The 23,444-nt window shown below is 61.5% G+C and carries 26 protein-coding genes and 1 tRNA gene; 16 read left to right on the top strand and 11 right to left on the bottom strand.

What is annotated here, in order from left to right:
- Nucleotides 1–108 precede the first annotated feature (108 nt).
- The 6 genes from FJ934_RS01500 to FJ934_RS01460 all read left to right on the top strand — a co-directional run bounded on the left by FJ934_RS01500 (nt 109) and on the right by FJ934_RS01460 (nt 4,617).
- Entirely contained in the window at nt 109–927 is an 819-nt protein-coding gene (locus FJ934_RS01500; RefSeq protein ID WP_140606892.1) for a hypothetical protein, read from the top strand.
- 122 nt (nt 928–1,049) lie between these two features.
- A complete protein-coding gene (locus FJ934_RS01490) occupies nt 1,050–1,505 on the top strand; it encodes a hypothetical protein (protein ID WP_140606890.1) in 456 nt (151 codons plus the stop codon).
- On the top strand, nt 1,505–1,807 hold the full coding sequence (locus tag FJ934_RS01485) for a hypothetical protein (protein WP_140606889.1): 303 nt from the start codon (nt 1,505–1,507) through the stop codon (nt 1,805–1,807). The genes FJ934_RS01490 and FJ934_RS01485 overlap by 1 nt, the downstream gene beginning before the upstream one ends.
- 184 nt (nt 1,808–1,991) lie before the next feature.
- Nucleotides 1,992–2,360 (top strand): hypothetical protein, encoded by a 369-nt coding sequence (locus tag FJ934_RS01480; protein ID WP_140606888.1) that lies wholly within the window; start codon nt 1,992–1,994, stop codon nt 2,358–2,360.
- Nucleotides 2,361–3,277: 917 nt separating this feature from the next.
- Nucleotides 3,278–3,739 carry a hypothetical protein gene (locus tag FJ934_RS01465; RefSeq protein ID WP_140606886.1) on the top strand — a complete coding sequence of 154 codons (462 nt, stop codon included), beginning with the start codon at nt 3,278–3,280 and terminating at the stop codon, nt 3,737–3,739.
- Between the two features lie 65 nt (nt 3,740–3,804).
- Nucleotides 3,805–4,617, top strand: coding sequence for a hypothetical protein (locus tag FJ934_RS01460; protein ID WP_140606885.1), 813 nt, complete (start codon nt 3,805–3,807; stop codon nt 4,615–4,617).
- Between the two features lie 76 nt (nt 4,618–4,693).
- On the opposite strand, the gene FJ934_RS01455 is transcribed toward FJ934_RS01460, so the two are convergent.
- Nucleotides 4,694–4,783: transfer RNA gene (locus FJ934_RS01455), tRNA-Ser, on the bottom strand.
- A gap of 270 nt (nt 4,784–5,053) precedes the next feature.
- Between FJ934_RS01455 and FJ934_RS01450 the strand changes: the two genes are divergently transcribed.
- From FJ934_RS01450 to FJ934_RS01420, 7 genes are all read left to right on the top strand, one after another.
- The gene (locus FJ934_RS01450) at nt 5,054–6,277 is read left to right on the top strand and encodes a septal ring lytic transglycosylase RlpA family protein (protein WP_140606884.1); all 1,224 of its coding nucleotides are present in this window, start codon (nt 5,054–5,056) and stop codon (nt 6,275–6,277) included.
- Nucleotides 6,278–6,374: 97 nt separating this feature from the next.
- A complete protein-coding gene (locus FJ934_RS01445; protein WP_140606883.1) occupies nt 6,375–7,538 on the top strand; it encodes a D-alanyl-D-alanine carboxypeptidase family protein in 1,164 nt (387 codons plus the stop codon).
- Between the two features lie 82 nt (nt 7,539–7,620).
- Nucleotides 7,621–8,295, top strand: a complete 675-nt coding sequence (gene tmk, locus FJ934_RS01440) for a dTMP kinase (protein WP_140606882.1) — start codon at nt 7,621–7,623, stop codon at nt 8,293–8,295.
- Nucleotides 8,292–9,347, top strand: coding sequence for a DNA polymerase III subunit delta' (locus FJ934_RS01435; RefSeq protein WP_140606881.1), 1,056 nt, complete (start codon nt 8,292–8,294; stop codon nt 9,345–9,347). Before tmk ends, FJ934_RS01435 begins: the two co-directional genes overlap by 4 nt.
- A gap of 139 nt (nt 9,348–9,486) precedes the next feature.
- On the top strand, nt 9,487–11,040 hold the full coding sequence (gene metG / locus FJ934_RS01430) for a methionine--tRNA ligase (RefSeq protein ID WP_140606880.1): 1,554 nt from the start codon (nt 9,487–9,489) through the stop codon (nt 11,038–11,040).
- Nucleotides 11,040–11,840: a TatD family hydrolase gene (locus FJ934_RS01425; RefSeq protein ID WP_140606879.1), complete on the top strand. Its 801-nt coding sequence runs from the start codon at nt 11,040–11,042 to the stop codon at nt 11,838–11,840. Before metG ends, FJ934_RS01425 begins: the two co-directional genes overlap by 1 nt.
- Nucleotides 11,837–12,655: an MBL fold metallo-hydrolase gene (locus tag FJ934_RS01420; RefSeq protein WP_140606878.1), complete on the top strand. Its 819-nt coding sequence runs from the start codon at nt 11,837–11,839 to the stop codon at nt 12,653–12,655. Before FJ934_RS01425 ends, FJ934_RS01420 begins: the two co-directional genes overlap by 4 nt.
- A gap of 13 nt (nt 12,656–12,668) precedes the next feature.
- Here FJ934_RS01420 and FJ934_RS28270 read toward each other — a convergent pair whose 3' ends face one another.
- Both FJ934_RS28270 and FJ934_RS28265 read right to left on the bottom strand, forming a co-directional pair.
- Complete coding sequence (locus FJ934_RS28270) at nt 12,669–12,944, bottom strand: GNAT family N-acetyltransferase (RefSeq protein ID WP_226890622.1); 276 nt, start codon at nt 12,942–12,944, stop codon at nt 12,669–12,671.
- On the bottom strand, nt 12,899–13,390 hold the full coding sequence (locus FJ934_RS28265) for a hypothetical protein (RefSeq protein ID WP_246671409.1): 492 nt from the start codon (nt 13,388–13,390) through the stop codon (nt 12,899–12,901). The genes FJ934_RS28270 and FJ934_RS28265 overlap by 46 nt, the downstream gene beginning before the upstream one ends.
- A gap of 296 nt (nt 13,391–13,686) precedes the next feature.
- On the opposite strand from FJ934_RS28265, the gene FJ934_RS01410 reads away from it, so the two are divergent.
- Nucleotides 13,687–14,598: an agmatinase gene (locus FJ934_RS01410; protein ID WP_140606877.1), complete on the top strand. Its 912-nt coding sequence runs from the start codon at nt 13,687–13,689 to the stop codon at nt 14,596–14,598.
- A 76-nt stretch (nt 14,599–14,674) separates the two neighbouring features.
- On the opposite strand, the gene FJ934_RS01405 is transcribed toward FJ934_RS01410, so the two are convergent.
- The 5 genes from FJ934_RS01405 to FJ934_RS01385 all read right to left on the bottom strand — a co-directional run bounded on the left by FJ934_RS01405 (nt 14,675) and on the right by FJ934_RS01385 (nt 18,490).
- Nucleotides 14,675–15,547, bottom strand: coding sequence for an aldose 1-epimerase family protein (locus FJ934_RS01405; RefSeq protein ID WP_140606876.1), 873 nt, complete (start codon nt 15,545–15,547; stop codon nt 14,675–14,677).
- 174 nt (nt 15,548–15,721) lie between these two features.
- Nucleotides 15,722–16,438: a Bax inhibitor-1/YccA family protein gene (locus FJ934_RS01400; protein WP_140606875.1), complete on the bottom strand. Its 717-nt coding sequence runs from the start codon at nt 16,436–16,438 to the stop codon at nt 15,722–15,724.
- Nucleotides 16,439–16,479: 41 nt separating this feature from the next.
- Nucleotides 16,480–17,253, bottom strand: coding sequence for an anti-sigma factor (locus tag FJ934_RS01395; protein ID WP_140606874.1), 774 nt, complete (start codon nt 17,251–17,253; stop codon nt 16,480–16,482).
- Nucleotides 17,250–17,771, bottom strand: a complete 522-nt coding sequence (locus FJ934_RS01390) for a sigma-70 family RNA polymerase sigma factor (RefSeq protein WP_246671408.1) — start codon at nt 17,769–17,771, stop codon at nt 17,250–17,252. The genes FJ934_RS01395 and FJ934_RS01390 overlap by 4 nt, the downstream gene beginning before the upstream one ends.
- Before the next feature lie 125 nt (nt 17,772–17,896).
- Complete coding sequence (locus tag FJ934_RS01385) at nt 17,897–18,490, bottom strand: histidine phosphatase family protein (RefSeq protein WP_140606872.1); 594 nt, start codon at nt 18,488–18,490, stop codon at nt 17,897–17,899.
- 131 nt (nt 18,491–18,621) lie between these two features.
- On the opposite strand from FJ934_RS01385, the gene FJ934_RS01380 reads away from it, so the two are divergent.
- Both FJ934_RS01380 and mazG read left to right on the top strand, forming a co-directional pair.
- Nucleotides 18,622–19,806: an amino acid aminotransferase gene (locus tag FJ934_RS01380; protein ID WP_140606871.1), complete on the top strand. Its 1,185-nt coding sequence runs from the start codon at nt 18,622–18,624 to the stop codon at nt 19,804–19,806.
- Between the two features lie 80 nt (nt 19,807–19,886).
- Complete coding sequence (gene mazG, locus FJ934_RS01375) at nt 19,887–20,711, top strand: nucleoside triphosphate pyrophosphohydrolase (RefSeq protein WP_140606870.1); 825 nt, start codon at nt 19,887–19,889, stop codon at nt 20,709–20,711.
- A 60-nt stretch (nt 20,712–20,771) separates the two neighbouring features.
- Here the strand turns inward: mazG and hflX are convergent, their stop codons facing one another.
- The 3 genes from hflX to FJ934_RS01360 all read right to left on the bottom strand — a co-directional run bounded on the left by hflX (nt 20,772) and on the right by FJ934_RS01360 (nt 23,418).
- Nucleotides 20,772–22,163 (bottom strand): GTPase HflX, encoded by a 1,392-nt coding sequence (gene hflX / locus FJ934_RS01370; protein WP_140606869.1) that lies wholly within the window; start codon nt 22,161–22,163, stop codon nt 20,772–20,774.
- Entirely contained in the window at nt 22,164–22,409 is a 246-nt protein-coding gene (gene hfq / locus FJ934_RS01365) for an RNA chaperone Hfq (RefSeq protein WP_006202172.1), read from the bottom strand.
- Nucleotides 22,410–22,554: 145 nt separating this feature from the next.
- Nucleotides 22,555–23,418, bottom strand: a complete 864-nt coding sequence (locus FJ934_RS01360; protein ID WP_140606867.1) for a D-amino-acid transaminase — start codon at nt 23,416–23,418, stop codon at nt 22,555–22,557.
- Nucleotides 23,419–23,444 lie beyond the last annotated feature (26 nt).

Here is a 23,444-nt window from a genome sequence, read left to right as displayed (position 1 = left end):
AGATAATTAATTTGTTGTGCAAGTGTAATTGATAATATTTGCTATGTATATGTCGTGAGTTTATGCCTTTCGCTGCGGCGATTCTCAACAATGTGGAAGGATACAACGATGATAACCGGCTTTAAGCAAATTGGTGGCGCGGCTGAGCGCGGCAATTTATTCCAATGGCAATACAATGGATCGGTTATTTCCGCATTCTGGCCGAACGAGTATGCCGACGCTTCTCCCGACGTCGATGCTGCCGCCAAGACATTGAACAACGGAGTTTTGGCAGCAGCGGCGGAAATCGCATCGGCGGCGGATCGATTGAAGCGGACCGACGAAATCCACGCCGTGTCCAGCGAGGCAACAGCGCGCTATGTGGCCGTCCCGTTCCGGTATCTGCGCGATCGGGCAATTGATGAGCGCAACAGCGTAGGCATTGCTCGAAACTCGCTTGCCCAACCGATCCCGCTTCCTAATCCCACGCCGTTTTCCATCGCTGCCGACAGCCTGGAGCGCCAGGAAGTGCGCCGACATTTGGAGCGGTTCAAGGAAATCGGCGAGGCGTACGACTGGGCAACGCGGTCAACTGGCATCACGGTTCTGAACGCCATTGCGCCGTCGATCGATCTGACAATCTTCGCCAAAGACAAGCAATTGTCCGATTTGATCCTGGACGAGTTCGCGGTGCGCAAAATTGCGCGGACTTTCGACAATCCGCCGACCGATGCACAAGCCACGGCGTCCGATCCGCTCAAAAACAAGATGAGCGATGACGTGGTCCGCGATCTGGCAAAGGCTCAATTGGGCGGGTTGAAATTGCGCGAGGCGGCTGTTGCCGATGCCGAGAAATTATTGCTCGCAGTGATCGCCTTTTCCAGCCAAGCGGGAAATCTGACAGCCGATGAAGCATTCAAAATGCTCATGGGGAGGAAATCCGCCTAGCCGGTCGTCCAACCAGCTATGCGTTCCGGTCGGGTTGTTTGAGGATTTCCACATGGTCCAGCGAACAACCCGACCGGTCATATAAACCGCCCATAAAACGGTTGACATCGGTGTAAATGACAATGGCAAATTTGCTACCCAATTCCGACATTAACGACGGGGACGGTAAAGACGAGCGGACCGGTAAATTTCTGCCCGGTCACTCCGGATTTAAAAAGGTCGGGTCGCGTTCGAAAGTCTCCCGACAAGCTATCGATACGGCAAACGAACACGCGGCCACAGCGATGACAATGCTGGTTGGCAAGATGATGGCCGGCGACATCAAAGCCGCCGAGGTTCTTCTCCGCTACGGAGTGGACGCATTCTTGCCGAAAAATCGAACGGTCGAATTGCCTGACGTGCCGGAGAATCCGACAAGCGAACAATTGGCTAAGACCGTCCTGCAAGCGGCTTGGTCCGGCGAAATAAGTCCCGACGAAGCCACCCAACTGCTCACAGCGATCACGGCGAGCAAGGGGATCATTGAGGACGGCGAGCTATTGCGCCGCGTCGAACAGTTGGAAGCGGCCAAGGGCTAATGCGTCCGTTCCAACGCCTCGCCCTGGCCAAACGTCTCGACAAACTGGCGCCCGGTCGAGACTGGCAATTGCCGAGGCAACAAATGAGCCGGGATCAATCGGCGTTCTTATGGGCCTTTAACATTACGCTGCAATTGCTGCCCGATCCGATCGAACGATACGCCTACACGCTCACGGCGGACGGGTCCGCAATGGTCGCAGAGTTTTTCAAGATCACCGCTGGCGCGGCAAATGCGGATCATATCTTGCCGACCGATACACCCGAGGCGGCACAAGCGAAATATCGGGATTGGATCGGGTAATTCCAGCCACAAGGGGCAGCCGCTACCCGAACAGAAGGGCTATATTGTCACGGAAGTTCACGACGCCATTTCAGGCGATCCTGCCGATAGCCCGCGCGCGCCCTTGGTATCAAACCGACATTGAATCCCTTGGAGACCCGCTTTAAATAGAGGTACTTACAATCTCAGCTATTGGGAGGTAGCGATGGTTGAAAGCCGTACAGACATCGCGCGCGCGATGATCGACGCCACCTTCATCTCGCAGCGCCGCTCTATAAGTGACATCGCCTCAATTCGTCGTGATCTGGACCAGTCCCGGCGGGCAATTGCTGCATCGCACGACCTTCTAAAGCGGTTGCGCAAGCGCAAGATAGACGAGGCGACCAGAAACGTTGAGCGGCACAACGTGTCCGCGTTCGACGCTGACATTCTCCGGTCTGTTTTTCATGACTTGGCCTTGGAAATGAAGGCACCGGAGGGTCAATGGCGCGATCTAGCTCATAGCTTGGTCTACGAGTTCACCGGGTGCGAGCGCATAGACGCTGCCTTAGTGGATTGGATTATCAGGAAGTAGGCGCTTGCTGCGTTTGCTACATAAGACCGTGGAAAAGCCCGTCGCAGCTAATGAGCGTAAGCGACGGGCTTTCTCGCGGCCCTGCGAAGAAGAGACTTGCTGTGTAAATTACCAAGCCGTGAATTTGTTCCACAATGGGACATGCTATTTTCGCAGATGAGCCGCGCGAGGGCGGCTGCCATGTCAATGTCGCGTCACAGTGGTGTCTACTGGCCCGCTGATTTGGCTATGCTCAAGCGGGTGTTTGATCGGCTGTGCTACGAACGCCGCCTCGCCAAGAAAGACCGGGAGCAGCGCGAATTCTTGGCTATGGAAATCTTCCAAGTTTTCGATGATGGGACTACGGACGAAGCGGACCTATTGCGGAAGCTTTCCAAGCGGCGAAGGGCCTAGCGTCCGACAACTACGTCACGCATCATTGCAGGATTTTTGGGAAGTGCCTGATTAGCGCCGGCTGTGGCCAAGAGAGGCCACTTGCACGCGCAGCGGGTTGCAGGCGGCGGTGTGGGGAGGACCGGCAGAGATACGTCGATTATCTGATGGAACGGGACAAGGCCGGCGCAGCTCTAGCGTCCTTGAACGGGCTGGCCTCTTTGATGATCCGCAAGGCTTCTTCTGCGGTAATCCCGCACCTACGGGCATAGTAGACCGCTTCCGTTTGAGCCTCGTCTTCAAACGGTAGCTCAATAGACTGCTTTGCTTTGCGCCTCGCCTTCTTGCCCACGGGACGAATCATACCACAATTCCGATACGAATACGTTAGATTAGGTGAGTTGAGGGGCCGCCCCACCGGCAGGTGAAAAAATGGGAACAACAATACCAGACGCCGCCTTGACGCCGTAGGAATTTGTTCCTTATTGCTCGTACAAAGGGTTGTTTAACGGGACGGGCGGGCGCTGCGCTCGCCGGGCTAAGCCATGGGAAAAACGGCAGAAGATAATTTCCGGATTGAAGTTTGGGATCGTGAGGAAAAAACACTCGTCGAAACGATCTGCCGATCACCGGATTCAACGGTTAGCCAAGCCGCATGGCAAGCCGCCGTCCGGCGTCGTCCGGGCATGGTGCTAATCCACTACAACGGTCGACACAGAATGGAGAAAATTGTAACTCCAGGCGAACCGACCGTTCCGCCGCAAACCATCATTGACGGCAGCATCCACGCCGGCCTGGACGTGGCACTTGGCGATTTGCGCGATTGGCACCGGTTGCGCGCATGGTGCAAAAATTGCTCGCACCATGCGGACGTAAAGCCGGCAGCTCTCATTAAACGATATGGCAAGGATGCATTATTCAGCACGGTCGAGCGAGCGCTGTTTTGCACAAGCTGCGATCGCGGCGGACCCGTCAGGCTGGAAATTCACAGCTTGCCGAGGGGATAGCCTATCTGGCGCTTTGTCTGGAATTGAATGAAAGTCGGGATTCAGAATTTTCAATCGGAGCATTCATGAGCAGTGGACCAGAAGAAGGCGGATACTTTCGCCGAAATTACGTGCGCGAGCCGGTCCTCTTGGCCGATAGTGTGCGCGCACGGCGTCGTTTAGTAGCTTGGTTCGCCGCCGCGAGAATGGGCGACAAATCGGATTTTGCCGAGCAAATGGAAAGAATGTTCGGCGTTGATTATCCGATTGGGTTCGACAGTTATAACCATTCCGCTTTCTGGGAAAAGGAGGACATAGCAGACATCCTCAGTGGCATTACGTTGTGGCTGCAGATGAACCGTCTTCATAATCTCCTGCTTGCTGAGGCGCGAGCGATAATCGCCGAAGAATCCCTCCGGTATCGAATAGACGACAAGGGCGGAGTGCATTTTTTCGTAGACGAAGAATTTGAGCGAGCGATTCAAAGCACCATTGCGGGACTAGGATCGACGCGGTTCACCGCTGCAAATCACGCGTTGCAAGACGCATTGTCCAATTTGGACGTCGCCCACCAAAGCGGGAAAGGGTTAATTAGCGGGATTTTCGAGGCTGTTGAAAGCGCATTTATAACAATCATCGGTCCAACTAAAATTGACCGAATAAGCCCGAAAGCGATTGACGACCACCTAAGGCCGAAACTCCTAAACCATTTCTCCGCTTATCCGGAAGCGGGGGACAAGGTTGACAGGCTCTTAGGAACATTCAAAGCGTGGGTTCATTCTGCCCATCCGTTCCGCCACGGTGCTGGTTTCGACCAGGCACACGAAGCGCCCCTCGACCTAGCAATTGCGACGGCAACGCAAGGCATGAGTTTCTTGCGGCTGATCGTGGCGCTATAGAACGCTTTCGGTTTGGCTAGTCGTCTGGCTATTTAGAGCCGAAAAATGCGAGAAAACCCACCATTTCGGCTTGACTTGGCGGAGGGAGTGGGATTCGAACCCACGGTGAACTTGCGCCCACGCCGGTTTTCAAGACCGGTGCCTTAAACCGCTCGGCCATCCCTCCAGTGACTGTTCATCACAGGCGACTGCTCTAGTGTGCTTGGCAAAGACCTGTCAACCGGCTTCCGTGAAGCGCGCATGACCCAGACAGCGATCCCCGGCAAGCAGCGTCACAATCTTGCCCGGTTCCGGCCACAATCGGTTAATATCGTGATAAACAATTCCTGCGCAAAAAGGATCGGGGTTCTAGTCGCCTATTGTCGAGTGAGTGCTTTGGCTCCTCTGATGTCAAACGGCGGCATCTTTGATTGAGACTGTAGGGGATTTCAGGAACATGCAGGCTGCGACGCGCCCGCGTCTTCGTCGCGCTTCCACGATTGCGCTGTTTGCTGTGTCGGCTGCCTTGCTGGCGGCCTGCGCGTCGCCGCAGCCGAAGGCGATGGCCAATCCCAAGCATCGATCCAAGGAATATTTCGCCGAAACCGAATATGGCGTGAAAGCCAGCCCGCGCGTTGCCTTGATGCGGCGTGGCGGCGGCCGCGACCAGCTCGGCAAGCCCTACCAGGTTCGCGGCAAATGGTATTATCCGAAGGAAGAAAAGCGCTACGCCAAGGTCGGTCTTGCTTCCTGGTATGGCGATGCCTTCCACGGCCGGCTGACCGCCAACGGCGAAGTCTACGATATGAGCCACCTGACGGCGGCACATCCGACGATGCCGCTGCCTAGCTATGCCCGCGTCACCAATCTCAAGACCGGCAGCTCGGTCATCGTACGCGTCAATGATCGCGGACCCTACCACGAAGGCCGCATCATCGACGTGTCGCAGCGTGCCGCGGAGATGCTCGATTATGCCAATGTCGGCACCGCCGAGGTGAAGGTCGAATATGTCGGGCGCGCGCCGCTCGACGGCGATGACGACCAGTACCTGATGGCCTCCTATCATCCCGGCAACAAGCGCCCGGACCCATCGGACGGCCTGCCAAGTGGCGTCATGGTCGCCATGAACGGACCGTCGCCGAGCCTGCCCGTGGGTGCCGCCGCGCCGTTCCCGGGCCAGATGACGGATTCCGGCCCAGCCTTCGCTCAGCCGGCTGCCCTGTCGGCGCAGGCGCCAGCTTTCGGCGACGTGGCACTGCCCGATTTCGGTCCGATCGTGCCTGAGCGCCCGGACATTATGCTGCCGCCGCGATCGCCGTTCGCCGTGGCTTCGCTGTCCTATGCGGATGAACGCGTGCGGCGCGCGGATGTTTTTGCCGCATTGGACGACAGCGGCATGTCACCGGCCGACATCCTGCGCTCGTGGAAGAAATCCAATCCGAAGGCGTCAGCGTCCAATTCCGACTATGTCGCCGCCGGCACCTTCGACAATGCCGCTGAAGCCAAGCGCGTAGCCGCCGCACTCGAGCCCTTTGGCCGGATAGAGATCCAGCGTTCCGATCTCGACGGCAATGACTGGTATGCCGTCAATCTCTATCCGGATGGCCACGGCGGCGTGGACGAATTGCTGCAGGCGGCGTGGACGCATGGCGCGCCCGATGCGCTGGCCGTGCGCGACTAATACGCGAGACGGATTCCACTGAACAGTTGATCCGTCCCGGAAAAAGCCGGATAGTTTCGCTGGCTTGCCGGAGGGACCGGCCAATGGGTCAAATTTCATGCAGTTTCGCTTGCTTCAGCCTTTTGCCGGGGTTCTTCTTCTCGGCCTCCTGCTTTCTATGACCCCGGCCCGCGCACAGCTTTTCGAGACCAAGGCCGCACAGGCCTTCATGATCGATGCCGATACCGGCACGGTGCTGTTCTCGAAAGATGCCGACAAGCAGATCCCGCCGGCCTCGATGGCCAAGCTGATGACCATGGAAGTGGTTTTCAACGCCCTCAAGTCCGGGCGTCTCAAGCTCGACGACACGTTCGTCGTGAGCGAAAACGCCTGGCGCAAGGGCGGCGCGCCGTCGGGAACGTCGACGATGTTTGCCAAGCTCAAATCGGCGATCCGCCTCGAGGACCTGATCCAGGGCGTGACCGTACAGGCTGCCAATGACGGCTGCATCGTCATCGCCGAAGGCATGGCCGGGTCCGAGGACAATTTTGCCGCGCAGATGACCGAACGCGCCCGCCAGATCGGCCTCAAGACATCGACTTTCGTCAATTCGACCGGTCTGCCGGCGGACGGCCAGCAAACGACGGTACGCGAGCTGGCGCAGCTTGCTCTGCATTTGTGGCGCGATTACCCGGATTACTATCGCTACTATGGGCTGAAGGATTTCACCTGGAACAAGATCACCCAGAAAAACCGTAACCCGCTGTTGGCCATGGACATCGGCGCCGATGGCCTGGTTGTCGGTGCCAGCGAGGCGGCCGGCTTCGGTATCGTCGCTTCGGCCAGCCACAACGGCAGCCGGGTGATCGCGGTGATGAGCGGGCTTGCCAACGACAAGGAACGCGCCGAAGAGGCGCGCAAGCTACTCGACTGGGGCGCGCGGTCCTTCGAGAAGACCGAGATATTCGCTAGGGACGAGGTGATCGGCGAGGCCCAGGTTTTTGGCGGGGCGAAATCCGGCGTGACGCTGAAGGCAAAAGGGCCGATCGACATCTTCCTGCCGATCACCAACCGTGACAAGCTGACGGCCCGGATCGTCTACACCGGCCCGGTCGCCGCTCCGGTGGAGGCAGGGCAGCCGGTGGGCGCGCTGCGCGTCTGGATCGGCGATACGCTGAGCCAGGAGACGCCACTCTTCGCCGCCGAGTCGATCAGTGTCGGCACCTTGCCGCAGCGCGCACTCGATGCCGTCAAGGAACTGGCAATCGGCTGGCTGCGATAGCACCGACGGCATGGACGTTTTCCCGAACGCGGACTATCTAGAGCGCAACAATCCACTCCAACATGGACAAAGGCTCTTTCGATTGGCGCGCGGATTTTTCATCACCTTCGAAGGCGGCGAGGGCGCAGGCAAGTCGACGCAGATCGAGCGGCTGGCGAGAAAGATGCGCGCCAAGAAGTACGATGTCCTGCTCACGCGCGAACCGGGCGGCTCGCCAGGCGCCGAAGCGGTCAGGCATGTGCTGCTTTCAGGCGCCGCAGAGCCATTCGGGCCGAAGATGGAAGCGCTGCTCTTCGCCGCCGCGCGCTCCGACCATGTCGAGCAGGTCATCCGACCCGCGGTCGAGCGCGGCACCATCGTGTTGTGCGACCGCTTTCTGGATTCCTCGCGTGTCTACCAGGGCGTTACCGGTGGAATCGATCCGGCGTTCATGGAAACGCTGGAGCAGGTCGCGATCAACGGCATGATGCCGGACATGACGCTGATCTTCGATATCGATCCGGCCGAGGGCCTCAGGCGCGCGACGCTGCGGCGCGGCAGCGACGCGGGCGCCGACCGCTTCGAAAAGGAGACGCTCGCCATCCATCAGGCCCGGCGTGATGCCTTCCTGGCCATCGCCGCGGCCGAGCCGGGACGCTGCATCGTCGTCGACGCGTCGGCCGATCCAAACACGGTGGAGGATGTCGTCACCGCGGCCGTGTTCGCGGCACTCGAGGCGAGGGCACCCGCGCGCAACAGGCAGGCCGCACCGGTATGATCTTCGAACGCATCGCGCCGGAACAGCACGATACGCTGGACGGCGTACCCGAGCCCGCCGAAACGCCCCGTCTTGTCGGACACGGGCAGGCGGCCGGCATGCTCGCCGCCGCCTATCGGTCGGGAAAGCTGCCGCATGCGCTGATCTTCGCTGGACCGGTAGGCATCGGCAAGGCGACGCTGGCCTTCCATCTTGCGCATCATCTGTTGAAATACCCGGCCTTCGATCAGGCCCCGGAAAGGCTTGCCGTGCCCGATCCGGCGTCGCCGCTGTTTCGCCAGATCGCAACCGGCGCACATCCCGGCGTGCTGCACCTGACCCGTCCGCTGAACGACAAGACCAAGAGCTTCAAGACCGTCGTCACCGTGGACGAGATCCGCAAGGTCAGCCGCTTCCTGTCGCTGACCTCGCATGACGGCAGCTACAGGGTGGTGATCGTCGATCCCGCCGACGACATGAATGCCAATGCCGCCAACGCCTTGCTGAAAAACCTCGAGGAGCCGCCAGCAAGAACGCTGTTCATTCTCATCGTCCATGCGCCGGGCAGCCTGCTGCCGACGATCCGCTCGCGCTGCCAGGTGGTACGCATGACGCCGCTCGATGCCGACGATTTGCTGGCGGTGCTGCAGACCGCCGAGCCGCCGCCGCCGGATGATCCGGCAGCACAGGCGGCACTGGTCGAACGGGCAGGGGGCAGCGCCCGCAACGCCATCCTGCTGACCCAGTATGGCGGGCTGGAGATCGCCCAGACGCTCGATGCACTTGTGGCGGCAGGAAAGAGCGACGTCGGCGCAACCTACCGCCTTGCCGAGGCCGTCGCCGGACGCGATCAGGCGATCCAGTTCGACATCTTCAATCGCCGTGCCCTCGACCTTCTGTCGGACGTTGCAAGCCGCGCTGCCCTGGACGGAGACCTTGCGCGTGCCAAAGCGCTGTCGGACACTTGGCACGAGGCGCTGGACGCTATATCTGAAACCGACACCTACAATCTCGACAAGAAGCAGCACGCCCTGACCATGATCGACCGCCTGAAGTCTGCGATGCGAATGTGACGGCCTTTTTGATGCATGCCGTTGCCCCAAAAACCGGCGCCACTTTTGGCGGCATGCATTGGTCTCGGGATGGCAATCGCCATTCCGATGCGATATCCACCGCGACGGCTTCCATTCAGACATTCATGACGGTTCATTCATGTCACGCGACACATTCTACATCACGACCGCGATCTCGTACCCCAACGGCAAGCCGCATATCGGCCATGCCTACGAACTGATCGCCACCGACGCGCTTGCGCGTTTCCAGCGGCTTGACGGCAAGCAAGTCTTCTTCCTGACGGGCACCGACGAGCACGGCATCAAGATGCTGCAGACGGCGAAGCGCGAAGGCATTTCCGCACGCGAACTGGCCGACCGCAATTCGGCCGATTTCAAGCGCATGGCGGCCGCGCTCAACGCCTCCAACGACGATTTCATCCGCACCACGGAAGAACGGCATTACGCGTCTTCGCAGGCGATCTGGAAGGCGATGGACGCCAATGGCGATATCTACAAGGGCGGCTATGCCGGCTGGTACTCGGTGCGCGACGAAGCCTATTACGGCGAGGAGGAGACGGAGGTCCGTCCCGACAACATCCGCTACGGACCGCAGGGAACGCCTGTCGAATGGGTCGAGGAGGAGAGCTATTTCTTCCGCCTCTCGACCTATCAGGACAAGCTCATTGCCCTCTATGAAAACCAGCCCGACTTCATCGGCCCGGCCGAGCGGCGCAATGAGGTGATGAGCTTCGTCAAATCGGGGCTGAAGGATCTGTCGATCTCGCGCACGACCTTTGATTGGGGCGTGCCGGTGCCTGGCGACGACAAGCACGTGATGTATGTGTGGGTCGACGCGTTGACCAATTACATCACCGGTGTCGGCTATCCCGATGAAAAGGCTGACAATTGGCGCTTCTGGCCGGCCGATGCACATATCATCGGCAAGGATATTGTGCGCTTCCATGCGGTCTATTGGCCAGCCTTCCTGATGTCGGCCGGCATCCCGCTGCCGAAGCGCGTTTTTGGCCACGGCTTCCTGTTCAACCGCGGCGAGAAGATGTCGAAATCGGTCGGCAACGTCATCGACCCGTTCACCATGATCGAGCATTACGGTCTCGACCAGGTACGCTATTTCTTCCTGCGCGAAGTGCCGTTCGGCCAGGACGGCAGCTACAGCCATGAAGCGATCGTCAACCGCACCAACGCCGATCTCGCCAACGGCCTCGGCAATCTGGCGCAGCGCTCGCTGTCGATGATCGCCAAGAATTGCGGCGGCGTGGTGCCGAAGCGCGGCGACCTGACCGATGCCGACAGCACGATCCTGGATCAGGCGGCGGCCGCTCTTGCCACCGCGCGCAAGGCGATGGCCGAACAAGGCATCCATCTGGCGCTGGCGGCGATCTTCGGCGTCGTGGCGGAAGCCGATCGGTATTTCGCCGGGCAGGAGCCATGGGCGCTGAAAAAGACCAATCCGGAGCGCATGGAAACGGTGCTGTGGACGACAGCCGAAGTGGTCCGGCGCGTGGCGGTGCTGTGCCAGCCCTACATTCCGGGATCGGCCACGAAGCTGCTTGACCTCCTGGCGGTGCCGGCGGACAGGCGCGACTTCGTGCACGTCCACGCCGATCATGCGCTTGTCCCGGGTTCCGCCTTGCCTGTGCCGGAAGGTGTGTTTCCGCGTTACGTCGACCAGCCGGACGCGAACGCCTGATGCTCGTCGACAGCCACTGCCATCTGGATTTTCCAGATTTCGCCGAGGAGCGGGCGGCCATTGTCGCCCGCGCCGTGGCGGCCGGCATCGGCCGCATGGTGACGATATCGACCCGTGTGAAGCGATTTCAGCAAATTCTTGAAATTGCGGAGACTTTCGACGAGGTGTATTGCTCGGTCGGCACCCATCCGCACAATGCCGCAGAAGAGCTCGACGTTACTGCCGCCGACCTTGTCCGTTTATCGGCTCACCCCAAGGTGGTGGCGATCGGCGAGGCCGGGCTTGATTATTTCTACGACAAGGCGCCTCGCGATGCGCAAGCGCAGGGCTTTCGCGCCCACATCGCCGCCGCTCGCGAAACCGGACTGCCTCTGGTCATCCATTCGCGCGACGCCGACGAGGACATGGCCGATATCCTCGAGCAGGAAACGGGGAAGGGTGCCTTTCCTTTCATCCTGCACTGTTTCTCGTCGGGTCGCCAGCTGGCCGAGGTGGGCGTTTCGCTTGGCGGCTATGTGTCGTTCTCAGGCATACTGACATTCAAGAATTCTGCCGAATTGCGCGCCATCGCCGCCGATGTGCCGCATGACCGGCTGCTCGTCGAGACCGACGCGCCATACCTGGCGCCAGTACCATTCCGCGGCAAGCGCAACGAGCCGGCCTATGTCGCGCAAACCGCCAAGGTGCTGGCCGAGACGATCGGGGTCGGTGAGGCTGAAATCGCTGCATTGACGACGAACAACTTCTTTCGGCTGTTTGGAAAAATGCCGCGCCCGGACCAGCGGGCGTCCAACGCATGAGCGACAGCCTGCGCGTCACCGTTCTCGGCTGCGGCTCGTCCCCAGGTACGCCGCGCATCACTGGCGACTGGGGCAAATGCGACCCGGAAAATCCAAGGAACCGGCGCACGCGCACGGCAGCGCTGGTCGAGCGGATCGCCGCGAACGGCAATCGCACGACCGTCGTCATCGACACCGGACCGGATTTCCGCCAGCAGATGTTGATGGCCTCTGTCAGGCGCATTGACGCGGCCGTCTATACCCATCCGCACGCGGACCACATTCACGGCATCGACGATCTACGCGGCTTCGTCCTCGATCAGCGCCAGCGGATCGATATCCACGCCGACCAGCCAACGATGCTGCGGCTGCGCCAGGCGTTCGGCTATTGCTTCGAGACGCCAGCCGGCAGTTCCTATCCGCCGATCGTCGAAGCCCATATCATCGACCACGCCAAGCCGGTGGTGATCGAGGGAGAGGGGGGTGCCCTCACCCTCGAGCCTTTGCCACAGGTCCACGGCGATATCATCTCGCTCGGCTTTCGCGTCGGGACGCTGGCCTACTGCCCTGATATCAGCGACTTTCCCGATGCCACCGTCGGAAGGTTGCGCGACCTTGAAGTTCTGATCGTCGACGCGTTGCAATACAGGACGCATCCGAGCCACCTGTCGCTTGGCCAGGCGCTTGAATGGATCGAAAAGCTGGCGCCGAAACAGGCTGTGCTGACGCACATGCACGTGCCGCTCGACTACGCCACGGTCAAGGGCGAAGTGCCTGCTAACGTCACCCCGGCCTATGACGGCATGGTGATCGAAATTCCCTATGAATCAGCGTGATACGAACGGTCCCTCATGAGGACGTTCGGCTCCTTGGGCCAAATATCAGCAGCATTCCAATCCGCTCATAGCCCATGCTGGGATAAAGCAGCGCTCCGGCGTGGGTCGCCATCAACACCGAGCATCGCGACCCACGGACCTGGTCATCGTGCAGCATTTTAGCCATCAGCGCCTTGCCGATGCCGCGACGCCGTTGTGAAGGCTCGACATACATGTCCGCGCACCAGGTTGCGCCGACAGCGTTCACGCTGCGGACGCGCCCAACGATATCGTCGCCTTCGACCGCCACATACTGGGGAACGGCGCGCCGTCGCCGAGCAGATCGGTCGCGATCGGCCGCCTGCGCATGATCTTTCGCAACTGCGCGGCCCGTTCGGCTGTGCGCACACGTTCGATCAAGACGAGAGCTGGCGGGCTCGGTATCCAGCGCAGGGGCTGAACGAAAAAGCCTTCCGTCCGCAGCAGCCGATAGCCGAGCGCTTTGTAGGCGGTTCGGGCTGGTCCATCCGATTCGTCGTTCGCGATCACGACGGAAACAGCAAAACCCGGCCGCGCATGCTGCCGCACGATCGCATCAGCTTCCTCGGCGGCGACGTCATGGACGACCCATTCCTCGCTGCGATAGTCGCGAGGATTCTTGCGCTCGGCATCGCGCATCAGCCACAATGGTCCGACGCGGCTGGCTTCGTAGGGAAAGGTTCGGCTTCTGCCCGTGCTGTAGCCATGCACGAACACTTCAATCGCCACTTCGATCTCACGCCTTGCTGTCGTCATTCACGCAGCGTAGCGTTGGCCATCAGCTCAAGGCAACACGCATCGATCGATGCCAAACCCATGAAAATCAGCGGCAATTCCCAGCCGTCGGGAAATGTTTAAGTTCCATAATCTATCTTATGCGACTTTCGGACGTGGTTGTGGAAGAGCCGCCGCTGGCGATCTTGCGCGGGCCGGCACCTTGCGCCCTGAACAGCTTGGCGTAGGATTTCGTCCGATCCCAACCATCCTGCACACGTTCGGCTCCAAAGTTCATCATGACCGTATCGACCTCGTTCCTGGGCTTTCCCGATCACCACGCTAGTGGCCAGACGCCCCGGGCGGTTATCTTCGGAGCCGGCCACGGCAGCACCTATCCAGGCAAGGACAGCAGCGGCCATGCCTTGGCCGCCGACGCGATCCGGGCCGCGAGCCAGGACGATGCCGCACTCATCGAGCACTGGGATTTCGATCTCGGCGGGCCGCTGTTCGACAGCAAGGCGATCTGCTGCATCGACGCCGGCGACATCTTGACCATCCTGCACGACAATGCCGGCAACCGGGCCCGTATCGAGGCAAAGACGCGCGAGATCCTGTCCTTGCCGGGCGTGCCCATCCTGCTCGGCGGCGACTGTTCCGTGACCATTCCCTTCCTCGCCAGCTTTGCCGACCATGGACCGATCTGGGTCCTGCAGATCGACGCCCATATCGACTGGCGCGACGAGGTCCATGGCGAACGCTACGGCTATTCCAGCCCGATGCATCGTGCGAGCGAGATGCCGCATGTCGCCGGCATCGTACAGGTCGGCCTGCGCAGCGTCGGCAGCGCACGTATCGCCGACGTCGAAGCGGCACAGCGCTATGGCAGCCGTTTCGTGACCGCACGCCAGATTCACGCCCAGGGCGTCGAAGCCGCCCTTCGGCATATTCCGGAAGGAGCGCGGGTCGTCGTCACCCTCGATTGCGACAGCATCGACCCAGGCATCATGCCGGGCGTGGCGGCGCGCACGCCCGGCGGCCTCACCTACACGCAGGTCATCGATCTGATCGCGGGTCTCGGCAAGCGGGCCAGGATCGCCGGATTCGATCTCGTCGAGTTCTATCCGCCCGCCGACATTGACGGCCTGTCGGCGCTGACCGCCGCGCGCCTTCTCGTCAATGTGATCGGCACCATCGTCCGGCAGGTTTGAAACCTCGCTCGTGCACCGATCTAAAAAGGCTGTCCAAAAAGGAACGATTCATCACCAACCCTATCGGGCGCCCTGCTCACTCGACGATGCGGATCTGATATGTCAGAACGTGTTTGGCGGTAGGCTCGATCAGCATGACGCCAAGCTTGTCGCTGAACTCGCCGTCGAAGTCCACCGGGCTCGCGATACCGTGCCAGGGTTCGATGCACAGGAACGGGGCACCGCCTGGCTTTGACCAGATGCCCAGTTCCTCAAATCCCAACCATGTCATTTCGATCGCCGGACCACGCTCGGCCCCATAGCGCACGCTGGTGCCGGCAGGCTGATCCAGGATGACGGCGTCGTCGTCGAACAGCCGTTCGGAGAGCGTCAGTGTCCTGCCTTTGATCGGTGTTGGCCACGACTTCGGGAGCAGTAGGCCATCCTTGAGCCGGCGGATCGGCGCCGGTTCGGCCTCGGCAAAGGTCAGCCGGTAGGCCTCCTTGGGCAATTCCGGCAACAACGGCCAATTGAATGCCGGGTGTGCGCCGATCGAGGCCGGTAACGGCTCGTCACCAGTATTGGTGATCTCGAAGGTCACACGGAGCTGCTGGGGCTCCAGCGTGTAGGTCACGGCCAACCGAAAGGCGAAGGGGTAGTGCGCACGCGTGTCGGCATCGTCGGTGAGAACCAACGTACAGGATCGAGGTCCCCTCTCCGCCCAGTCGAAAGGCTTGTCGCGCGCGAAGCCGTGCTGCGTCATCGGATAGGTCCTGCCGCGATGGCGCAGTTGGTCGCTCTTCAGCCGGCCGACGATCGGGAACAGCACTGGAGAATGGCGGCGCCAGGCTGGTCCGGCCTGCCACAGGAACTCAAACCCCTGCGCATCCCGTAGCGAAACCAGTTCGGCACCCTGCCCGGTTATAACAGCCGAGATGCCGTCGCCATGAAGCGTTTGGCTGTCTGCCACATGTCCTCGCGCGATGTTGAAGGCTGGTGCGGCGCGCAGACTAGCAAAAGCTCTCGGGGACTCAAAGATGTAGCCGGGTCTTGCCGGAACGAATTGTGACCGGAGGATTTCTCCTCCGGCCACCTCTCCGCATCAAGGACGACAATCCTCGCCCTTGCCCACAGCGGACAGTCGTTACTCGCGCTCGCCAGTGAAATTCAGCAGCAGCTGGAAGATGTTGATGAAGTTCAGATAGAGCGAGAAGGCGCCGAAGACGGCCAGCTTCTGTCGAGATTCGGCATCGAAATTCTCGGCATACTGTTCCTTGATCGTCTGCGTGTCCCAGGCGGTCAGGCCGATGAAGACAGCGATGCCGATCACCGAGATGGCGAACTGCAGCGCGGTCGAGCCGAGGAAGATGTTGACGATGCTGGCGATCACCACGCCGATCAGGCCCATGATCAGGAACGACGAGAACTGCGTCAGATCGCGCCTGGTCGTGTAGCCATAAAGGCTGGTGGCACCGAACATGGTGGCGGCAATGAAGAAGGTGCGCGCGATGCTGGTTCCGGTGAAGACCAGGAACACGGAGGCGAGCGACAGACCCATCACCGCGCAGAACGCCCAGAACATCATCTGGGCGCTGGCAGCCGACATGGTCTGCATCTTGAACGAAAACAGCATGACGAAGGCGAGCGGCGCCAGCATCACCACCCACTTCAGCGGGCTGGAGAAGATCGGCACATAGAGCGCCGGCGTCGACGACACCATGAAGGCGACCAGGCCGGTGACCACGAGGCCGAGACCCATATAGTTGTAGACGCGCAGCATGTGCTGCCGCAGGCCCTCGTCGTACATGGCACCGGTTTGGGTGCCCGTTCCCACGCGGTATCCCAGATTGGGGGTATTCATTGGGTTCTCCTTTGTGAATCGGTCAGTAAAGCGTGGATCGGTCAGTAAAGCGTTTTGGCGAGCGTCTCGGCGGCGCGGTCGAGATCATGAACCCCGCTGCGCGCGACCACCGCATAGGCGACCTCGCCGATCTGGAAGTAGGCCGCGGAAATGTCGCCTGAGAGCGCAATGGTCGGCTTGACCACGTCGAAGGTTCCCGGCCGGATCGCAAACAGCGACACCAGGCCCATGTCCGTGGTATCAGCCGCCATCTCGACGCTCGGGCCGAAACGTGACGGATAGACCTGCACGTCGCGCACCTTCCAGTCCTTGGGCAGCGAAGGCATGACGATCGCGGTCGCTGCACGGATCTCGCCGGCATTGTAGTTGGGTGCTTCCTGCTGCGAGGGCATGGTTTCGCGCACCAGCGTCGTCCTGTGTGCCCGCACCGCATCGTCGACATAGGCAGGCGGCTGCGGCGAAGCGACGACCTTGGTCACCGACATCGGCCCGATTATGCCGTTCGCCAGCCAGCCGGCGGCAACGAAGGCCGCAACGGCGGCAGCGCGCTGCAAGACGCCGAAGATTCGGCCGCGGGCAAGCCCCCTCTCCAACCGGCGGGCCGCATCAGCGGTCGCCGGCCGCGCCATGCCTTTCGAGCCGGCGAGCGCAACACGCAGTTCATCGCGGGTCCTGAGATCCGACATTACGCGCGCGGCCGCCTCCGGGCGGATCGACAGGAAGGCCTCGACCTCGATGCGGCGGGTGACATCAAGCTGGTCGTCGACATAGGCATCGAGGTCGGTGTCGGTCACGGGGTCGACAAGAGCGGTCATGAGTCGCCTCCCACAATCCTGAGATGATTTTTGCCGCACGTCGGGGCGGCGTCTTCCATCTGGCGCAAGGCGGCGCGCGCCCGGCCGATGCGCGACATCAGCGTGCCCAGCGGCACACCGGTGGCATTGGCCGCCTGCTGATAGGAAAGCCCTTCGATGGCGACCAGATGCAGCGCCGAACGCTGTTCTTCCGGCAGGTTGAAAAACGCGTCCCGCACCTGCGCCAGGCGCACCGAGTGCTCCTGCGGCGCCGGTGTGCTGGTGGCAGCAAGATATCTGGCCTGTTCGACACGCAGCGCTTCCGAGCGGCGCGAGCGCATGCGGTCAACAAACGCGTTGTGGACGATCGAGAGCAGCCACGCCCGCAGGTTTCCGCCGGAGCGAAAGGTGCCGCGCCGCTCATAGGCGCGCACCAGCGCGTCATGCACGAGGTCCTCGGCTTCCGCATTGTTACGCGTCAGCGACTGGGCGTAACGCCGCAGCGGCCCGAGCTGTCCAACAATATCGAAGCGTGGCATCGACCGTTTCATGCCCTGTTTACGGAGCATGTGGGGATTTTAATCCCGGCAGCGCTATTATTATTATCCGGGTTTGCCGGAGTACGTTCGGTGCCCTCGCCTCGCCTGGGCTTCGTAGAGCGCTGTCAGGCCCGAAGCGGTGTTGCCGGTTTGGGCACAGTTACGCCGCAGGCACGCAACACCCACCTGCGGCCGTCGCTGCGAAAATCGGTGATGCTGAGCGGCTCGATGTCGATCTTCCCGCCGGCGGTAAGCGGCGCACCAAGCACATGCAGGATCGCGGCGCGGATGATGCTGGCGTGCGTCACTGCGATTGTGTGGCCATGCTCGGCGATCAGTCGCCCCATCAAGTCCGAAGCCCTGCCTGCGACATCGGCAAGCGACTCGCCACCGTGCGGCGCCGCATTGGGGTCCGTGAGCCAGGCGGTGATGTCGGCGGGCTGCTCCGTCTGCACGTCCTCGAAACGCCCGCCGGCCCATCGGCCATGGTATCGATCGGCCAGAAGCGGTTCAACCGATGCGTCCAATGCCAGCGCCTCGGCGGTCTGCCGGGCACGAAGCGCCGGGGCTGTCCACACGCGGTCGGCACGGCGCAATGTTCCGCGCATAGCCTTCGCCAGCGTCAGCGATCGCGGCTCCAGCGGCTCATCCTCCGGGAACGCACCCTGCCGGGTCGCGGCCGTGGCACCGTTGCAGATCATCGTCAGCCGTACGAGCATAGAGCGTGCCTTCCCTCGAGCCGTTGAAAGCGGCACGGTCAGGTGCCGGTTTTTGCCTTGACGTAACCAAAACCGCTGGTGAAGCGCGCTCGATTTGCGTATCACTCCGCCGCGCCAACGGAACCATAGCGATGTTCGAAGATCTTCAGCCAGCTCCCGCCGACAAGATTCTTGCCCTGATCGGCCTCTATCGCGCGGATCCGCGTCCCAACAAAGTCGACCTTGGGGTCGGCGTCTACAAGGATCGCGACGGCAAGACGCCGGTGATGCGTGCAGTGCGCGAAGCCGAAAAGCGGCTGCTGCAGGACCAGGATACCAAGACCTATCTCGGACTTGCCGGCGACACCGGGTTCAACATGGTGATGGCCAAGCTCGCCTTCGGCCCGGGCGCGGACATGTCGCGCATTCGTGCGGCGCAGGCGCCCGGCGGCTCCGGGGCGCTGCGGCTTGTGGCGGAACTGCTCAAGCGGACGCGCGCGGACGCAACCGTCTGGCTGTCGAACCCGACCTGGCCGAACCATATGCCGGTGATGCGCGCCGCCGGGCTGCAGATCCGCGAATACCCCTATTTCGATGCGGCCTCGGGCGCGGTTCGTTTCGAAGACATGCTGGCGGCGCTGCGGACGGCCAAGAGCGGCGACGTGGTGCTGCTGCATGGCTGCTGCCATAACCCGACCGGCGCCAACCTGGATGCTGCCCAGTGGGCTGCCGTTGCCGAACTGGTCGTCGAGCATGGCCTGCTGCCGTTTGTCGACATCGCCTACCAGGGCTTCGGTGACGGTCTCGAGGCCGACGCCCTCGGCTTGCGGCTGCTGGCGGCGAAAGTTCCCGAAATGGTTGTCGCGTCCAGTTGCTCGAAGAATTTTGCCGTCTACCGCGATCGTGTCGGCGCGGCAATGGTCCTGGCCAGGGACGGCGCGCAGGCCGATATGGCGATGAGCCAGATGCTGTCGGCGGCACGCGCCATGTATTCGATGCCGCCGGACCATGGGGCGGCGGCGGTGCGCATCGTGCTGGAAGACGCCGCCTTGCGTACCGACTGGGAAGCAGAGCTGGAAGAGATGCGCCTGCGCATGCTCCGTCTTCGTGTCCAGTTTGCGGAGGCACTGCGCCGGCAATCCAACTCCGACCGCTTCGACTTCGTCGCCAGCCATCGCGGCATGTTCTCGCGGCTTGGCCTCACGGAAGCGCAGGTCGAGCGGCTGCGCATCGAACGTGGCATCTACATGGTCGGCGACAGCCGCATCAATGTCGCCGGACTGCCCGAAGACGGCATGGATGACCTCGCCAAGGCCATCGTCTCCGTACTCGACTGAAGCGGCTCACCTGTGGACAAGGCGCCCTCGCCGGCTGACAGCATTGGCCGCGCGGCGGCCGCAGGATAGCATCCGCTACCATGACACCATCGAAAGACATTTCGCGGCTGATCGAGATCATGGCGGCACTGCGCGCGCCGAAGACGGGCTGCCCGTGGGACATCGAGCAGGATTTCTCGACCATCGCCCCCTATACGATCGAGGAAGCCTATGAGGTGGCGGATGCCATCGCGCGCGGCGACCTCGACGACCTGCGCGACGAACTCGGCGATCTCCTGCTGCAGGTCGTCTACCACGCGCAGATGGCCGAGGAAGCCGGCGAATTCACCTTCGGCGACGTGGTTGAGGCCATCACCACCAAGATGATCCGCCGCCATCCGCACGTCTTCGGCGACGAAAAGACCCGCAGCGCCGGCATGGCCAAAGGCATGTGGGAAAAGATCAAGGCACAGGAAAAGGCTGAGAAGCGGCAGGCTCGCCTCAACCGGGGCCTCGACCCCGAAGACAACGGCAAGGGGTTTCTGGACAGCGTTCCAGTCGCCCTGCCCGCCTTGACGCGGGCGCTGAAACTTCAGGAGAAAGCTGCCCGTGTGGGCTTCGACTGGAGCGAGGCGGCCCCGATCCTCGACAAGATCGAGGAAGAGATCGGCGAACTGCGCGAAGCGCTGGCCAAGGGCGACACGGCGTCGATCAAGGATGAGTTCGGCGACATGCTGTTTGCCGTCGTCAACCTCGGCCGGCACCTCAAGCTCGATTCGGAAGCCGCGTTGAGCGGCACCAACGAAAAATTCCGGTCGCGCTTCCACTATGTCGAGCAGGCCCTGGAAAAGTCCGGCAACACGCTGGAAAACGCTGATCTGGCGGAGATGGAAGTGCTCTGGCAGGAAGCCAAGGGCGTAAAGTAGGCCTATAGACCAGCAATTCCAGACGGGAAACGGCTAGACTTTTCCTGGAATTGCTCCGATCTACCCGTTGTTCTTGCGGCGCAATCGGCTCTCTATCTCTTCGCGGGCGCTCCGCGTGGCCTTGAGCGAGATGGTGGCGCTGCCGTCATCATTGTCGGTGCGCGAAACGACATCGCCATTGCGGTAAAGCCAATCGACAAGACCGAATTGGGCTGGCTCGATCGTCACCGTCAGGTCCTCGATCTCGCCGGCCATCCGTGTCTCGATGATCGTCTTCAGCGCTTCGATGCCTTCGCCGGTCACCGCCGATATGGCGATCGGCGGACCCTTGATGCCGTCGGCTGCATCGGCAAGCAGCCGGCTCCTGTTGCCTTCGTCGAGTCGGTCGATCTTGTTCCAGACTTCGATCACACGCTTCGTGTCACTGGCATCGACGCCAAGGCCGGCCAGGATGCGCTCGACGTCCTCGGCTTGCGCTGCCGTGTCGGGATCGGAAATATCGCGCAGATGGATGACGAGATCGGCCTCGACCACCTCTTCCAGAGTGGCGCGAAAAGCGGCGATCAGATGCGTCGGCAGGTCGGAGATGAAACCGACAGTGTCCGACAGGATGATCGGCGTGCCATGTGGCAGACGCACGCGGCGAAGCGTCGGATCGAGCGTGGCGAACAGCATGTCCTGCGCCAACACCCCCGCCCCGGTCAGCTTGTTGAACAGCGTCGACTTGCCGGCATTGGTGTAGCCGACGATCGCCACCACCGGGAACGGCACCTTCTTGCGCTTGGCCCGGTGCAGGTCGCGTGTGCGCCGCACTGTTTCCAGCTCGTGCTTCAGCTTGATGATCTTTTCCTGCAGCTGCCGCCGGTCGGACTCGATCTGCGTTTCGCCGGGGCCGCCGAGAAACCCGGCGCCGCCGCGCTGGCGTTCAAGGTGGGTCCAACTGCGCACGAGCCGGCCCTTCTGGTAGTTCAGATGCGCCAACTCGACCTGCAGCGTGCCTTCCTTGGTGCGGGCGCGCTCGCCGAAGATTTCCAGGATCAGGCCGGTGCGGTCCAGCACCTTGGCGTTGAATTCCTTTTCCAGATTGCGCTGCTGCACCGGGGTCAGCGGATGGTCGACGATGACCAGCTCCGCGCGGTTCTCCTTGACGATTTCGGCGAACTCTTCGACCTTGCCGCTGCCGAGCAAGGTCGCCGGGCGCGGGTCGTTGACGGTCACGACAGCCGTATGGACCGGATCGAGATTGATGGCGCTGGCGAGGCCGACCGCCTCGTCGTGGCGCGCGTCGGCCGAACGCGTCAGCCGCGGACGATTGGTCTCGTCGTCACTGCGTGGCTGGCGGGTCAGGACCGGGACGATGACAACGGCCCGGGTTGGACCCTTGGCTTCCGTCCCGGGATCGTGCGCTGGTTTTCCGCGGACCGTCCCGTCCGCGTCTTTCTCACGTGCCAATCAGGCGCCCTGGCTTTCCTCGCCATCGAACATCTGAACCGGCTGGCTCGGCATGATCGTGGAAATGGCGTGCTTGTAGACGAGCTGAGAGTGACCGTCGCGGCGCAAAAGGACACAGAAATTGTCGAACGAAGTGACCACGCCGGTCAGCTTCACGCCGTTGATGAGAAAGATGGTGAGCGGGTTCTTGCTCTTGCGAACTGAATTCAGGAACAGGTCCTGAAGGTTTTGCGATCGTTCCGCCATTGTTCTTGTCTTTCGCCGATCCCCTTCGGTTTGCAAGCCAATGCGCCAAATTGTCGGGCCCATGTCAAGCGCGCAAACATCGTCTTGCCGTCAGTAACGACAAGCAGAACGAGATATATTGATGTTCATTCCACCTGTGCGGTTATCAGGCTGGACTTTTTTCCGCAATGTCAAAAAAGGCCTGCCGCAACGAAAGTGTTATTGATCCGGGGTGCCCATTGGCGACCGGATCGCCGTCGATAGCCACGATAGGCATCGCAATTGTCGTCGCGGAACTGATGAAGGCTTCCTTTGCCGCCTTGGCTTCGGCGACGGAAAAGCCACGCTCCTCGATCTTCAAGCCGAGCTTGGCCGCCACCTCGAACATGGTGGTGCGGGTGATGCCGCGCAGAATGCCGTGCTCTGCCGGTCTCGTGACCAGGACGCCCTCCCTGGTGATGATCCAGGCGTTGGACGAGCCACCTTCCTTGACATTGCCATCGGTGTCGACGAACCAGGCTTCCTGCGCGCCGGCTTCCTTCGCCTTCTGTTTGGCCAGGACGTTGGGCAGCAGGCCGACGCTCTTGATGTCAACGCGATCCCAGCGATTCTCGGGCACGGTGATGACGGCGATGCCAGTTTCGGCGCGTTTGGTGCCTGCGGCGGGATCGGCCTTCCTCGCGGTCACCACCAGGGACGGCTTGGTGTCCGCCGAAGGGAAGACGAAGTCGCGGCTGGCGACGCCGCGCGTCACCTGGACATAGACCAGGCCGTTCACGACATGGTTGCGGTTGACCACCTCGCGCAGGATGAGCGGCAGCACGTTGCGTGTGACCGGCCAGGCGATCGACAGTTCGGTCAGCGAGCGGTTGAGCCGAGCAAGATGGCGCGGCATGTCGACGATGAAGCCGCGGGCCACCTCGCAGACCTCATAGACGCCATCGGCGAACTGGTAGCCGCGGTCCTCGATGTGGACGGCGGCGTCCGCATGAGCGACGTAGCGCCCGTTGACATAGGCAATGCGTGGCATTGACGACCCCTGGAAAACTCTCGGGC

Source organism: Mesorhizobium sp. B2-4-12, assembly GCF_006441575.1.
GTDB lineage: Bacteria > Pseudomonadota > Alphaproteobacteria > Rhizobiales > Rhizobiaceae > Mesorhizobium.
The sequence above is the reverse complement of the archived record's forward strand: the minus strand, read 5'-3'. Positions and strand labels throughout refer to the sequence as shown.